This is a genomic window from Empedobacter stercoris (genome assembly GCF_025244765.1).
Lineage (GTDB): Bacteria > Bacteroidota > Bacteroidia > Flavobacteriales > Weeksellaceae > Empedobacter > Empedobacter stercoris.
Genome location: NZ_CP104209.1, coordinates 316326 through 330372 on the forward strand (window position 1 = coordinate 316326; position 14047 = coordinate 330372).

At 31.7% G+C, this 14047-nt stretch carries 14 protein-coding genes; 7 read left to right on the plus strand and 7 right to left on the minus strand.

The genetic code is table 11. The annotated features are described in order from the left end of the window. Positions 1-18: 18 nt before the first annotated feature. Together NZD85_RS01475 and NZD85_RS01480 are read right to left on the minus strand one after the other, a co-directional pair. A complete protein-coding gene (locus NZD85_RS01475) occupies positions 19-834 on the minus strand; it encodes an HAD family hydrolase (protein ID WP_260542948.1) in 816 nt (271 codons plus the stop codon). A gap of 48 nt (positions 835-882) precedes the next feature. Then, positions 883-1689 (minus strand): TerC family protein, encoded by an 807-nt coding sequence (locus tag NZD85_RS01480; protein WP_260542950.1) that lies wholly within the window; start codon positions 1687-1689, stop codon positions 883-885. Between the two features lie 186 nt (positions 1690-1875). Here NZD85_RS01480 and NZD85_RS01485 point away from each other — a divergent pair, with 186 nt between their 5' ends. The 3 genes from NZD85_RS01485 (at position 1876) to lpdA (ending at position 5503) form a co-directional block, all read left to right on the plus strand. Then, complete coding sequence (locus tag NZD85_RS01485; protein WP_260542952.1) at positions 1876-2751, plus strand: DMT family transporter; 876 nt, start codon at positions 1876-1878, stop codon at positions 2749-2751. 83 nt (positions 2752-2834) lie between these two features. After that, the gene (locus tag NZD85_RS01490; protein WP_260542954.1) at positions 2835-3848 is read left to right on the plus strand and encodes a 3-oxoacyl-ACP synthase III family protein; all 1014 of its coding nucleotides are present in this window, start codon (positions 2835-2837) and stop codon (positions 3846-3848) included. 254 nt (positions 3849-4102) lie between these two features. Beyond that, entirely contained in the window at positions 4103-5503 is a 1401-nt protein-coding gene (lpdA, locus tag NZD85_RS01495) for a dihydrolipoyl dehydrogenase (RefSeq protein ID WP_260542956.1), read from the plus strand. Between the two features lie 199 nt (positions 5504-5702). Here lpdA and NZD85_RS01500 read toward each other — a convergent pair whose 3' ends face one another. Then, positions 5703-6440, minus strand: coding sequence for a Rossmann-fold NAD(P)-binding domain-containing protein (locus tag NZD85_RS01500; protein WP_260542958.1), 738 nt, complete (start codon positions 6438-6440; stop codon positions 5703-5705). Between the two features lie 292 nt (positions 6441-6732). Between NZD85_RS01500 and NZD85_RS01505 the strand changes: the two genes are divergently transcribed. The 3 genes from NZD85_RS01505 (at position 6733) to NZD85_RS01515 (ending at position 8956) form a co-directional block, all read left to right on the plus strand. Beyond that, complete coding sequence (locus tag NZD85_RS01505; protein ID WP_171622136.1) at positions 6733-7527, plus strand: prohibitin family protein; 795 nt, start codon at positions 6733-6735, stop codon at positions 7525-7527. Positions 7528-7593: 66 nt separating this feature from the next. Continuing rightward, positions 7594-8292 (plus strand): pseudouridine synthase, encoded by a 699-nt coding sequence (locus tag NZD85_RS01510; protein ID WP_171622135.1) that lies wholly within the window; start codon positions 7594-7596, stop codon positions 8290-8292. A 70-nt stretch (positions 8293-8362) separates the two neighbouring features. After that, positions 8363-8956, plus strand: coding sequence for a hypothetical protein (locus NZD85_RS01515; protein ID WP_260542961.1), 594 nt, complete (start codon positions 8363-8365; stop codon positions 8954-8956). Positions 8957-8999: 43 nt separating this feature from the next. Here NZD85_RS01515 and NZD85_RS01520 read toward each other — a convergent pair whose 3' ends face one another. The 4 genes from NZD85_RS01520 to NZD85_RS01535 all read right to left on the minus strand — a co-directional run bounded on the left by NZD85_RS01520 (position 9000) and on the right by NZD85_RS01535 (position 12720). Then, the gene (locus NZD85_RS01520) at positions 9000-9707 is read right to left on the minus strand and encodes a ZIP family metal transporter (RefSeq protein WP_260542964.1); all 708 of its coding nucleotides are present in this window, start codon (positions 9705-9707) and stop codon (positions 9000-9002) included. Beyond that, positions 9704-10450: a class I SAM-dependent methyltransferase gene (locus NZD85_RS01525; protein ID WP_260542966.1), complete on the minus strand. Its 747-nt coding sequence runs from the start codon at positions 10448-10450 to the stop codon at positions 9704-9706. Before NZD85_RS01525 ends, NZD85_RS01520 begins: the two co-directional genes overlap by 4 nt. After that, positions 10438-10818 carry a Fur family transcriptional regulator gene (locus tag NZD85_RS01530; RefSeq protein ID WP_171622131.1) on the minus strand — a complete coding sequence of 127 codons (381 nt, stop codon included), beginning with the start codon at positions 10816-10818 and terminating at the stop codon, positions 10438-10440. Before NZD85_RS01530 ends, NZD85_RS01525 begins: the two co-directional genes overlap by 13 nt. A gap of 126 nt (positions 10819-10944) precedes the next feature. Next, entirely contained in the window at positions 10945-12720 is a 1776-nt protein-coding gene (locus tag NZD85_RS01535; RefSeq protein WP_260542968.1) for an aminopeptidase P family protein, read from the minus strand. 164 nt (positions 12721-12884) lie between these two features. Between NZD85_RS01535 and NZD85_RS01540 the strand changes: the two genes are divergently transcribed. Continuing rightward, positions 12885-14042 (plus strand): THUMP domain-containing class I SAM-dependent RNA methyltransferase, encoded by a 1158-nt coding sequence (locus NZD85_RS01540; RefSeq protein ID WP_171622253.1) that lies wholly within the window; start codon positions 12885-12887, stop codon positions 14040-14042. Positions 14043-14047 lie beyond the last annotated feature (5 nt).

The window sequence follows — 14047 nt, forward strand, 5'->3', positions numbered from 1 at the left end:
ATGTTATTTATAAGATTATTAAGTATTTACGGTTTTTAATTGTTGTAGATATTGTTTAATTATTTGATTTACACCATCTTCATCATTTGAAGGAGCGCTAAAATTTGCAATTGCCTTAATAGAAGGATGTGCATTTTCCATAGCAAAACTATATTTTGCCAAATTTAGCATTTCGTAATCATTCATAAAATCGCCAAAAACAATGATTTCTTCAGACGAAATATGTAATTTATTCATCAATGCTCGTAATGCGACACCTTTATTTGATTTTTTGTTCATAACATCTAACCAAACATCACCTGAAACAACTACTTTAAGGCCATGTTTTTCAAAATTGATTAATCTTGGAAAAACATGATGTTCTGTTCCTCCTTGATGATTTACCGCTATTTTAATGAATTGTTCGTTTTCGATTTGTGTTAAATCTTCAACCCAAACATTTTTGTCGTAAAAATTTTTAAAATATTCTAAAAACGTTTCATCTTTCGATTCAACATAAGCGGCATTTTTTCCTGCTAAAACAAGATGAGCACCATCAATTTTTCGAACTTCTTCAATGATTTCTTTTATTATAGATTTATCCAATTCATCAACAAAAACTTCTTGACCTTTATACGTTACATAAGTACCGTTTTCGGCAATAACCGCTAATTCATCTTTTATATGCTCAAAATAGTTGATTATGCTATAATATTGGCGTCCACTTGCAGGCACAAATAGGATGTTATTTTGTTTTAATTCTTCATAGATTGTATAGAATTCAGGATTTAATGAATGATCTGAACGTAATAAAGTTCCATCCATATCAGTCACTATTAATTTTATATTTTGCATTGATTTTATTGAATAAAAAAGGCCTCTTAGTTGAGGCCTTAAAGATAGTTATAAATTCTTGTTTTGTTCTTCTGCATCGCCAACCATATTTCGAATAACACCAGGATTTGAATGTTTTTTCTTCATTCTCAAATTTAAGAATTCAACCAAAACTGAGAATCCCATTGCGAAATAAATGTATCCTTTCGAAATGTGTTGATCAAATCCTTCTGCTAATAGCGAAACACCGATTAACAATAAGAATGATAATGCTAACATCTTAACTGTTGGATGATCATTTACAAATTTAGAAACAGCGCTTGCCGACAACATCATTACAGCTACTGCGATGACAACTGCAGCAATCATTACTTCGATATGTTCTGCCATACCAACTGCTGTAATCACCGAGTCTAAAGAGAAGACAATGTCTAAAATTAAGATTTGAATAATTGTACCAGCAAAAGAATGTACTTTTACTTTTCCTTCGTTTTCTTCTACGCCTTCTATTTTGTGATGAATTTCAACGGTTGATTTATAAATTAAGAATAGACCTCCAATTAATAGGATCAAATCACGCCCAGAAATTGCTAATTTCTCTACCCATTCAATTGATGTTATTCCAATCCAATCGCCAATATTAAATAACGGTGTCGTAAGACTCATCACCCAACTTAGCGAAAACAATAAGATAACACGTGTAAACATGGCTAAGAATAAACCAAGTTGTTGTGCTTTTTTCTGTTGATGTGCAGGTAATTTTCCTGATAAAATAGAGATAAAAACAATATTATCGATTCCTAAAACAATCTCTAACATCGTTAATGTAAACAATGCAATTAATGCATCGGGTTGTAAAAAAATACTAAAATCCATTGATAATTTTTTAAAAAAAACGAAAATACAACGAGATTGATATTTAATTTTATGTAAATAATTATTTAATGTTAATTTAATGTTAATTTAATATTGACTTCATAATAGAGTTTTATTAGTAAATAATTCATTCAAAAAGCTATTTACAATCAAGAATTTAATTCTACTTTTGCCAAAAAGCTAAAGATGATTTCAAACGTGCAGTTCCGATTACAATTTCTTGTCTTATTGTGGGGATTTACAGGTGTTTTCGGTAAACTTGTAACCATGAATGCTTTGCCTATGGTTTGGTATCGCGTTTTAATTGCCGCAATTGCAGTTTTTGTTTACATGAAATTTAAGAAATCTGATTTTCAAGTTTCTAAAAAAGAGTTGTTAACACTATTGGGAATTGGAGGTATTGTAGGTATACATTGGTTTACGTTTTATTTATCTATTAAGCTTTCAAATATTTCTATTGCATTGAGCACACTATCAATGGGCGCACTTTTTAGTGCAGTATTAGAACCTATTTTTTTCAGAAGACGAATTAATCTCCTCGAAATTATCTTAGCAATTATTGTTTCAGCCTGTGTTGCTGTTATTTTTAATGCATCACCAGATGATTATAAATTAGGGATTATCATAGGTATTTTATGTAGTTTTTTATCCGCATTATTTGCTGTTCTTAATTCGAGATTACCAAAAAGCATAAAACCTACAAAAGTTACATTTTTTGAAATGGTTGGAGGACTCATCACACTTTCTTTGATTATGGTACTGTTACAACCAGATGCAATTACGGAAGTTATAAATGTAAGTTGGTCAAACTTAGGATGGTTAATATTACTTGGAGTTATTTTTACAGCATTTGCACAAATTGAATCTGTCGCTTTATTGAAACATGTAAGTGCTTTTACCATGATGTTAAACGTAAATTTGGAACCTGTTTACGGCATCTTTTTAGCAAGTCTTATTTTTGGGGATTCAGAACTTATGACACCTGTCTTTTATATTGCTACAGGAGTAATGGTACTTTCTATCGTTATGAATGGAATCTTAAAAGCAAAGTTTTTTAAATAATTTGTTGTCATAAAGACGTAATTGTTTTAAGAAATGGTTATCATTTAATACATTTGTTTTAATTGAAAAGTAAACCATAAAAAATGATAAACTCTATTATAACAGGTGTCGGACACTATGTGCCAGAACGTGTAGTTACAAACTTTGATTTAGCTGAGGTAATGGACACCAATGATGAATGGATTCAGGAACGTACAGGTATAGTTGAAAGAAGACATATCGAAACTGGCTCTAAAATTTCATCTACAGATTTAGGTGTAATTGCGGCTAAAAATGCATTAGAAGATGCAGGAATCACAGCACAAGATATCGACTTTATTTTATTTGCAACTTTATCGCCAGATTATTACTTCCCAGGAAATGGAGTGTTGGTTCAGAAAGAATTAGGATGTCGAACAATTGGTGCGATGGATATTCGTAACCAATGTTCTGGTTTTGTGTATGCCTTGTCTACAGCAAATGCTTTTATAAAAGCAGGTATTTATAAAAATATTTTAGTAATTGGAGCAGAAGTTCATTCATTTGGTTTAGATTATTCTGATGAAGGACGAGGAGTTTCTGTTATTTTTGGCGATGGAGCAGGAGCGGTAGTTGTTTCGGCTTCAGAAGAAGAAGGTCGTGGAATTTTATCAACAAACTTACATTCAGAAGGAGAATTTGCGGAAGAATTAGCCGTTACTTTCCCAGGAACTAAAACAGGTTGGTCAGACGAATTGTTGAAAGATAATCACGGATTAACAAAAAAAGAGATTTACCCGTACATGAACGGAAATTACGTTTTCAAACATGCGGTAACTCGTTTTCCAGAATCAATTGTAGAAGCATTAACTGCTGCAAATAAAAAGCCAGAAGATTTAGATTTATTTATTCCACATCAAGCCAATTTGCGTATTTCTCAGTTTGTTCAAAAACAATTAGGATTACCTGACGAAAAAGTCTACAACAACATTATGCGCTACGGGAATACAACAGCAGCATCTATTCCGATTGCATTAAGTGAAGCGAAAAAAGAAGGTAAGATCAAGAAAGGAGACTTGGTGATGATGACTGCTTTTGGAGCAGGATTTACATGGGGATCTGTGTTAATAAACTGGTAATTATTCGATAGAAATTAAAATTAATTTAGATGATATACAAAACCCTTCGCTATAAAGTGAAGGGTTTTGTACTTCTGTAAAATCATTATCAATTCTTTAAAAAATAGGATACATATTGTTTTAAAAACTTTTATATTATTTATAATAGACTAAATTGATAAAATTCATTACAATTTTATAACGCAAATATATTCGGGATTAGTTATATTTGTGGAGTTTAAAAAATTATAATAACAAAATCAAAATAAAACTATATGAGTTCTTATGATGTAGCCGTAATTGGTGCTGGACCTGGAGGATATGTTGCTGCAATTCGTTGCGCGCAATTAGGATTTAAAACAGCAATTATCGAGAAAGAAAGTTTAGGTGGTACTTGTCTTAATGTTGGATGTATCCCATCAAAGGCTTTATTAGATTCTTCTCATCACTATTACGATGCTGTAAATCACTTTAAAGAGCACGGAATCGAAATTGATGCTCCAAAAGTAAACTTCACTCAAATGATTGCTCGCAAAGCAGGTGTTGTAGATACTAACGTAGCTGGTATCAAATACTTGATGAGTAAAAATAACATTGATGTGTTAGAAGGTACAGGTGCTTTTAAAGATGCAACTCATATTGTTGTAACTGCTAAAGACGGTTCTACTCAAGAAATCGAAGCAAAAAATACAATTATCGCAACAGGATCAGTTTCATCTGAATTACCATTTGCGCCAACAGATAAAACTCGTATCATTACTTCTACAGAAGCGTTGGCTTTAACAGAAGTTCCTAAACACTTAATCGTAATTGGTGGTGGTGTTATCGGATTAGAGTTAGGATCAGTTTATTTACGTTTAGGTTCTCAAGTAACAGTTGTAGAATATGCAGACCGTGTTATTCCAGGTATGGACGGTGCTTTGTCTAAAGAATTGACAAAAGTATTGAAAAAACAAGGAATGAAATTCCACACTTCTACAGGTGTAACTTCAGTTGTAAATAATGGAAACGATGTAACATTAAAAGCGGCTTCTAAAAAAGGAGAAGAAATTGAAATTAACGGAGATTATGCTTTAGTTGCAGTTGGTCGTCGTGCTTTCACTGGTTCTTTAGGTTTAGAAAATGTAGGAATCGAAGTAGATGAAAGAGGACGTATCAAAACAAACGATCATTTACAAACAAACGTTTCTAACGTTTACGCAATTGGAGACGTTGTTGCCGGTGCAATGTTAGCACACAAAGCAGAAGAAGAAGGTGTATTGGTTGCTGAGCAATTGGCAGGTCAAAGACCTCATATCAACTATAACTTAATTCCTGGCGTTGTGTATACATGGCCAGAAGTTGCTGGAGTTGGAAAAACAGAGGAGCAATTAAAAGAAGAAGGAGTAGAGTACAAAGTTGGTTCTTTCCCATTCAAAGCTTTAGGTCGTGCACGTGCTTCTATGGATACGGATGGATTTGCTAAAATTTTAGCAGACAAAAATACAGACGAAATCCTAGGAATGCATATTATTGGTGCTCGTGCTGCTGATTTAATTGCAGAAGGAGTTACAGCAATGGAATTCCGTGCTTCAGCAGAAGACTTAACAAGAATGTCTCATGCACACCCAACATTTGCAGAAGCGATTAAAGAAGCTGCTTTAGCTGCTACAGACAATCGTGCAATTCACGCTTAATCAATAGATTTAAGATAAATTCAAAAAGCTGTTCGTAAGAACAGCTTTTTTTATTATTTTTAAAATTAAATACAAATCAAAATGGATCATATAAGTACACTATTCAAAGAACATTGGGACACCATTTTAATTACGGTTTTATCAATTGTGATTTTTCTTCTTGTTTTAAACAATAAACGCAAGAATCCAAGAAGATAGGTTAAAAATAAAGTGGATTTGGAAATATAAATTGGTAATTCAATTCGTTGATAATTTTATCCGACGAGATGATTTTACCTTTTTTTATTTCAGAATTTATTATTTTTTGATGTTGTTGATAATTTAAAATTTCTTCTTTTGTAGGATGTTTTGGTGCAACAATATTATAAATAGATGAAGTTTTATTTTGTTGAATTAATTGTGCTATAATTAGACAAATATCTTCAAAATGAACATGATTAACAACTTGATTCAAATGAGGACTTTCAAAAGTTAAATAGTTTGATAAACGGCGATTATCGCCCATTATACCTCCTAATCTTAGGATATTAAGCTGCGGAAATTGTATTCGCAATTTGTTTTCAATAAATAAATAAGGTTGATTTAGCTTATCTTTTTCTAACTTATTTTCGCTGATAATTTTTTCTAAATCTGGATAAATTCCAGTACTACTTATCAAAAAAAGTGGTCGACTATATGTTCCGATAAACTGAATAATTTGATTAAATCTAATTCTCAACTCATCTGTAGTATTGCGTTTTCCAAAAGGAATGGTAATAATAATAAACTCGAATATACTGGTATCGATACGTTGTAATGATGTTTGATCGAAATTGATCGAAAGGCAATTTGGAGCATCAGACTGTCGTTTGGTTGAAGTAATTTGATAGTGTTTTGCAAGATGTTCTTCTAAGCGACTTCCCAACCAACCTTTTCCAATAATTAATCCTTTCTTCATATTTTCAAAACATTCGATAAATATAAATATAATAAATACTATTTACAATGATTAATTATGTTATAAATTAAATTTATTTATGATATTTTTAACAAAACTTAAATTATGTCGAACAAAACAATTTTAAAAATTGCATTTGTACCCATTTGGTTACTGTTTATATTGTTTGCTATTCAATATATATTTGGATTAATTAGCGAACCAAATACACTGCATGTTGTTATAGGCGTCGTATTGTTAAGTATTTTAATTTTTACAACTTTAATTATTTTCAAAAAAATCTATTTTACGAATGAATAAAAATTTAATCAAATTAATTGCAGGAGGAACACTTTCATTATTTTTATTAGTTGTTGCAATAGCTTGTACAGAACGCATTGATGCTGGTCACGAAGGTTTACTTGTCAAAATGTACGGATCAGACAAAGGTGTGCAAGATGTTGCTTTAGTAACGGGTCGAGTTTGGTATAATCCTTTGACAGAACAAGTGTTCGAAATTCCAACTTATGTGCAGACTATCAATTATGAAGCATTCACAGTTAATGCAAAAGATGGTTCTGTTTTTACGGTTGACCCTACAATTTCGCTTAAAGTTATAGATGGAGAATCGCCTAAAATTTTCAAAAAATATCGTCGTAATATTAACGAAGTTTTACAGAATACTTTAGTTAATCATATCAAAGATGTTTACCGTATCGAGTTTAATAAATTTACTACAGATCAAATTATTAGCAGCCGCGAAGCTTTTGAAAATGGAGTTCAGCAAAAAATGAATGCATTTTTGAAACAAGAAGGATTTATTTTAGAACAATTGACAAGTGGAATTCAATATCCTGAAGCAATTACAAAAGCCATTAATGCTAAGAATGCCGCGATACAAGAAGCACAACGTGTAGAAAACGAATTAAAAGTTGCGGAAGCAAATGCTAAAAAATTAATTGTACAAGCCGAAGCTGAAGCAAGAGCAAATGAATTGAGAAAAGTTTCTTTAAATCAATTATTGATTCAACAACAATTTATAGAAAAGTGGGATGGAAAAACAGCTATTTATGGAAACGCTCCTTCGTTTTTCAAAGCAGTTAATTAACATTATCTACATAATTATTATTCAAAAAGAGATTTATTAAACCAAATCTCTTTTTATTTTTGCTTAATGTTAGAAATTCTTTACCAAGACGACTATATTATTGCCATTAATAAGCCAAGTGGTTTATTGGTTCATAAATCTTTTTATGCGCGAGATGCTTCTGTTTTTGCAGTTCAAGAGTTGCGCAACCAAATAGGAGGGCAACACGTTTATCCCATTCATCGTTTAGATCGCAAAACATCTGGCGTACTTTTATTTGCTTTAGATAAAGAAAGTCTAAAAATTATGAATGACCGTTTTGCCACACGTGCGGTCGAAAAAAAATATTTGGCGATATTACGTGGTTGGGCACCAGAAGAGCTAACAATAGATTATGATTTAACCAATGATGATGGTGTAAAACAAAACGCAATTACTTACTTTCATCGCTTGCAAACAGCTGAAATTGAATTGGCTTTCAATAATCATCCAACTTCTCGTTATTGTTTGGTTGAAGCAATTCCAGAAACTGGTCGAATGCATCAATTGCGAAAACATTTTCGGCACATTTTTCATCCTATTTTAGGAAGTCGTCCACATGGCTGTAATAAACAGAATAAATTGTGGTTAGAGAATTTTGGATTGAAAGGAATGATGCTTCATGCCCATGAGTTAGTGTTTAATCATCCTGTTTCAAATAAAAAAATCACGCTTCATGCGAAAGTTAATGAGGAATTTACTAAAGTTGGAGAAATATTGAAATTGGATTTGAAAAAATACCTATAATTAGGGAGTGTTAAATTATTGAAATTGAGTGTTATATTTTGTAAATTAGGTAATTAAAATCTACAAGCTTATGAAACATTACATTTACTCACTTTTTACATTTTTATTCTTCTTTAATTGCACCGAAAATAAGTTAGAAGTTAAACAGCTTACAACGTTAGAACTTTCTGAAACATCAGAATTTAAAGATGCTTCTGAGGATAAAAAACAATTATTTTATGAAATTAAAGCATTTCAAAAAGATTTACAAAGTAAAGAATCAATTAAATTTCCAGACTATTTAGATTGTCCAAAACGTGTTGAAGAATTAGACTTGAGCACAAAAAATACGACGATTAGAACAGATGTAGAATCAAATTCTTTTCGTTTGTCAACAAATTTGGTAAAGGATAATTTTGAATTAATTTACAATGAATTGGATTTAAATATTATTAATGAAGCGATAAAAGCAATTCCTGAAACAGAAATATTAGCGAATGACTTTGTTTCGACAAATGTAAAAATTGGAGATTGTGATTACCACACTTCAATTTCGATGAAGGGAAAAGAAGTTGCATTTGATATTAAATCAACGACTGAAAAAAATGAATGTAAAAAAGATCAAAAATGGAAATTTGTCTCAAACGGAGAAATTTTAGTTTTAGATCATCGAAAAATGTTATAATTAAAAAAAGAAGTTCAAATTTTGAACTTCTTTTTTTTTTATTTTAATGCGAATGTACATGCATAGAAACGGTTAAATAAGCCAATAAAAATCCAATTATAATTGAGCCAAATTTTTGTAGATTAAATTTGTGTCCTTCGTTACTTTCGAATAAAATGACCGTTGAAATGTGTAAGAATATTCCAGAAACAATTGCGCTCATTTCTAATGAATAGTTCGAAATAATGGTGTGTTTTCCTAAGAAATAACCTATTGGAGCGGCTAATGCAAACAAAGACATAAAGAGAAAACGTTTTGCATTAGATTCTGTATGTTGACACAATGCGCTAAATAAAATCGTCGAAACAGGAATATTATGTACAAAAATTGCCCACATAAAATCATGCGAAGCTGCATTTGCAACGGGAATTCCTTCGATAATAGAGTGAAGAAATAATCCTCCAAAAATTCCGAATGGAAACTGCTCTTTTTTATGCAAATGTATATGTCCGTGCTCGACACCTTTGCTCACTGTTTCTAAAATATATTGCACAACAACCCCTAACAAAACAAACAAACCAATCGAATGATGACTATGATGATCTGAGGGATGTCCGTAAACTTGAGGTAATATTTCTAAAACGGTCATCGCTAAGAAATAAGCACCACTAAAGGTGAGCAGTAATTTTGAGTTGTGTTTGTTTTTGAGTAAAATTCGAGAGAATATCACACCAATTAAAACACTTGAAATTAAGATTAAACTTTCTTTCATTTGTTTAATACTAAAATTAATCGGTCGGATGTTTGTTCATCAAAATCATCCAAATTGTAATTCCCAAAAGCTTTGTCTAATACAAAACCTTCAGTTTCATATATTTTTTTGAAATCATTGAAATAAATCAATCGAACATATTCTTCGAAATGAAAAGTTTCGCCTTTATCTTCAAAATCAATTTCTTTTTTAATAAATCCATTTTCAATTGACTTTGTGATTTTAAATAAAATTCCGTCAATTACTTTTTCCTCATAGGGAATCATGTGTGAAACAACTTTTTCTGCATTCAGATAATCCAACACAAAAATTCCATGCGATTTAATTTGTTGTTTTACGGCTTCAAAAACGCTAAAATTATCTTCATATTTCTCGAAGTAACCAAAACTTGTAAATAAATTGAAAACAGCATCAAACTCGTTTGGATGATACACTTCGCGCATATCGTGTACTTCAAATTTTAAGTGTTCATTTTCATATTGTTTTGCAAAAGAAATACTTGCTTCGGCTAAATCTATTCCCAAAACATCAAATCCTAATTTATTCAACGTAATCGAATGTCGGCCTTTTCCACAAGCTAAATCCAACAGTTTTGCATGTTGCGGAAGTTGTAAGTAATGGGTGATTTTTTTGATAAAATCTTCTGCTTCTGTTAAGCTTCTGTTTTTGTATAAAATATGATAATATGGCGAGTTAAACCATTTTACAAACCATTGTAAATCCATTGTTGTTATTTTTGGCAATTTTGACAAGTTCCTGTAATGACACAATTACAATCTTGCATAGAGAAACCTTCGGGTAAATTAATTTTTATTTCTTCTTTCAAACAAATTAATTGATTGCAAGTTGTACAGCGAAAATGAAAATGATCGTGATGATGTTGGGTGTGTTCACAACTTGTTTTGCACATCGCAAAATAGTTTACACCATCATCGCCAACAACTTTATGCATCATTCCATCATCGCAAAAATTATTTAGAATACGATAAATTGTCGCTCTATCCATTTTTCCTTGCAATTGTGTCTCAATTTGTTCTTGATTCAATGCAGTAGAACACGAATTGAACAAATCAATAACCGCTTGTTTGGTTGGTGTATTTCGTCGTTTCATCTCTTAATGCAAATATGTTGCAATAATACAAAGAAAGTTAGAAAATAAAAAATCCTATTCATGCCGAATAGGATTTTATTTTGAATAGTTCCGAAACGAATTCAGTTAACGATTTATGTCAACGATTTATATCGCTTTACATTTCTCTTTCAACCAAGTTGTTTCTTTCTCATCTAAGAATGGAGAAATTTTTTCGAATACAAATTGGTGATAGTTATTTAACCACTCAATTTCTTGAGTAGTCATCAAATTGTTATCAATTAATTTTGTATCAATCGGAGAAACAGTAAGAATTTCAAACTTCAAGAAATCCCCAAACTGAGTTGACATCGCTGGTTGAACAACCATTAAGTTTTCGATACGAATTCCGTATTCACCATCGCGGTACAAACCAGGTTCGTTCGAAAGAACCATTCCTACTTTTAGAGGAGTTAAATTCTCTTCTAATCGAATACTTTGCGGCCCCTCGTGTACACATAAGAAATGTCCAACGCCATGACCTGTTCCGTGTCCGTAATTAAAACCATTTTCCCAAAGCGCTTTACGTGATAAAACATCTAACAAAGAACCACGAGAATTAACAGGAAAAACAGCTTCTGATAAAGCAATATTTCCTTTTAAAACCAATGTATAATCAATTTTTTGTTGAGCAGTTGGCTCACCTAACATCAATGTACGTGTGATATCTGTTGTTCCTTCTAAAAATTGTGCGCCCGAATCAATCAATAACATTTCCTCTTTTCCTAATGTATAAGCAGATTCTGGAGTTGCAGAATAATGATTCATCGCACCATGATCAGCGTAACCACAAATCGTTCCGAAACTTGCACCTTTAAAGTTTTCTTGTTGAGCTCTTAATTCGATTAATTTATCTGCAACCGTAACTTCATTGATATTTTGTTCGATATTTTCTTCTAACCACATGAAAAATTTCGTCAATGCAACACCATCTTTTACCATTGCTTGGCGGAAACCATCTAATTCAACTTCGTTTTTTTGTGATTTTAGATGTGTTACAATTGATGAAGCTAATTTGATCGTTGATGATGAAGGTATAGCTTCGTAAAGCGATTGGTTGATACGATTTCCATCCACCAAAACGTGCGATTTTTCATTTAAGTTTTGTAGATAATCATATATTTCCAAATATGATTTAATCATAACGCCTTCAGCTGCTAAAGCAGATTTTGTAAGGGGAGTTACTTTCGCTTCATCTATGAATAAATAAGCATTTTCTGTATCTACTGCCGCATATGAAATTGTCAAAGGATTAAAATTAACATCATTTCCACGAATATTAAATAACCATGCGATTTCGTCTAACGAGTTCATGAAATAAACGTTTGTATTTGCTTTTTTCATTTCATTTCGTACCTCCGAAATTTTATCTGTAGCTGATTTTCCAGCAAATTTAACATCATAAATGTAGAATTGATTTTGAGGTAATTCATCACGGTTTTTATTCGTCAAGTCAATTAAATCAATTGATTTAACAGCAAGTTGATTGAATGTAAATTCGTTCGCTGTTTCAGTAAATGCATGATGTGCAAACATCTGTGGATTAAGACCTACAGTTTCACCTGCTTTTAATTGAGAAATAATCCATTCATTAATTGAAGGAGTTTCAGGCATTTTCATTTTCATCAATTCGAAAGTGGTATCTTTCAATTGATCTTCTGCTTGAATAAAATATCTTGAATCTGTCCAAACAGCAGCTTTTTCTAACGTGACAACTGCCGTACCAGCCGAACCATTGAAACCTGAAATCCATTCACGTTCTTTCCAACGATTTGGTAAATATTCGTTTCCGTGAGGATCTGTACCTGGAATAATAGTTGCACTTACACCATTTTGTTTCATAACTTCTCTCAAGGCTGAAAGACGATCAGTGATTTTTTCCATTTTATATCGTTCTAAAATTTGACTTTTTTACGGGCGAAAGGTACGAAGAATGAAAAATAAAATCTCGATTGTTTTAAAATCTTGAAGCAAGAAAGTTTAGAAAATTGAAAATCGATTATTCCTTTCTCAATTTCCTTTATTTCCCGTACTTTTGTAAAAATTTTATTTCCTTGGAAAATTTCAGAATGATTGCGAAAACCTTTTTTGGTTTCGAAGAAATATTGGCGCAAGAATTAAGAGCGTTGGGTGCAGCAGATGTAAAAGTTCAAAACCGAATGGTTGAATTTAATGGCGATTTAGGTTTTATGTATAAAGCCAATTATAGCCTGCGTACAGCATTACGTATACAAAAACCAATTCTTACATTTTCAGCGAAAAATGATCATCAATTGTACGAGAAATTCAAGAAATTCCATTGGGAAAATTATTTGAATGTCGATCAAACTTTTATGATTGATCCAACTGTTTTTTCAGATTATTTTACACATTCGCATTATGCAGCGTTAAAAGTAAAAGATGCTATTGTAGATCGTTTTAAAGAAAAGGATGGTCGTCGTCCGAGTATCGATAAAGACTTTCCTGATGTACGTTTCAACTTACATATTTCGCACGACAAAATTACATTGTCTTTAGATTCTTCGGGAGATTCTCTGCACAAACGCGGTTATCGTGAAGAAACTGGACCAGCACCAATTAATGAAGTTTTAGCAGCAGGTTTGTTGTTAAAAGCGGGTTATGATGGAAAAGGAAATTACCTTGATCCGATGTGTGGTTCGGGAACTTTGTTAATCGAAGCAGCGATGATTGCAAATCATATTCCACCACAAATTCATCGTAAGCATTTTGCTTTTCAGAATTGGCCAGATTATGACGAAACATTGTTTACGCAAATTCGTAACACACGTTTAAATCGAATCAAAGAATCAGAATATAAAATCGTTGGTTATGAAATTTCGCCAATGATGGTGAAAATTGCACAAGCAAACATAAAATCTGCAGATTTAGAAGAGTTTATTGAAGTTAGAAATCAAGATTTTTTTACATCTAAAAAAGAATTATTCCCAGTTTTACTGGTTTTTAATCCGCCTTATGATGAGCGTATCGAAAATAATAACCAAGAATTTTACAAACAAATTGGAGATACATTAAAATCGAGTTATCCAAATACTTTGGCGTGGTTTATTACATCAGATTTACAAGCCAAAAAATATGTCGGTTTACGTCCTTCGAGAAAAGTAAAAGTATTTAATGGTAAATTAGAATGCGACTTTTTACAATATGAAATGTACGAAGGAAGTAAAAAAGCTAAAAATCAAAATTAAGAAAA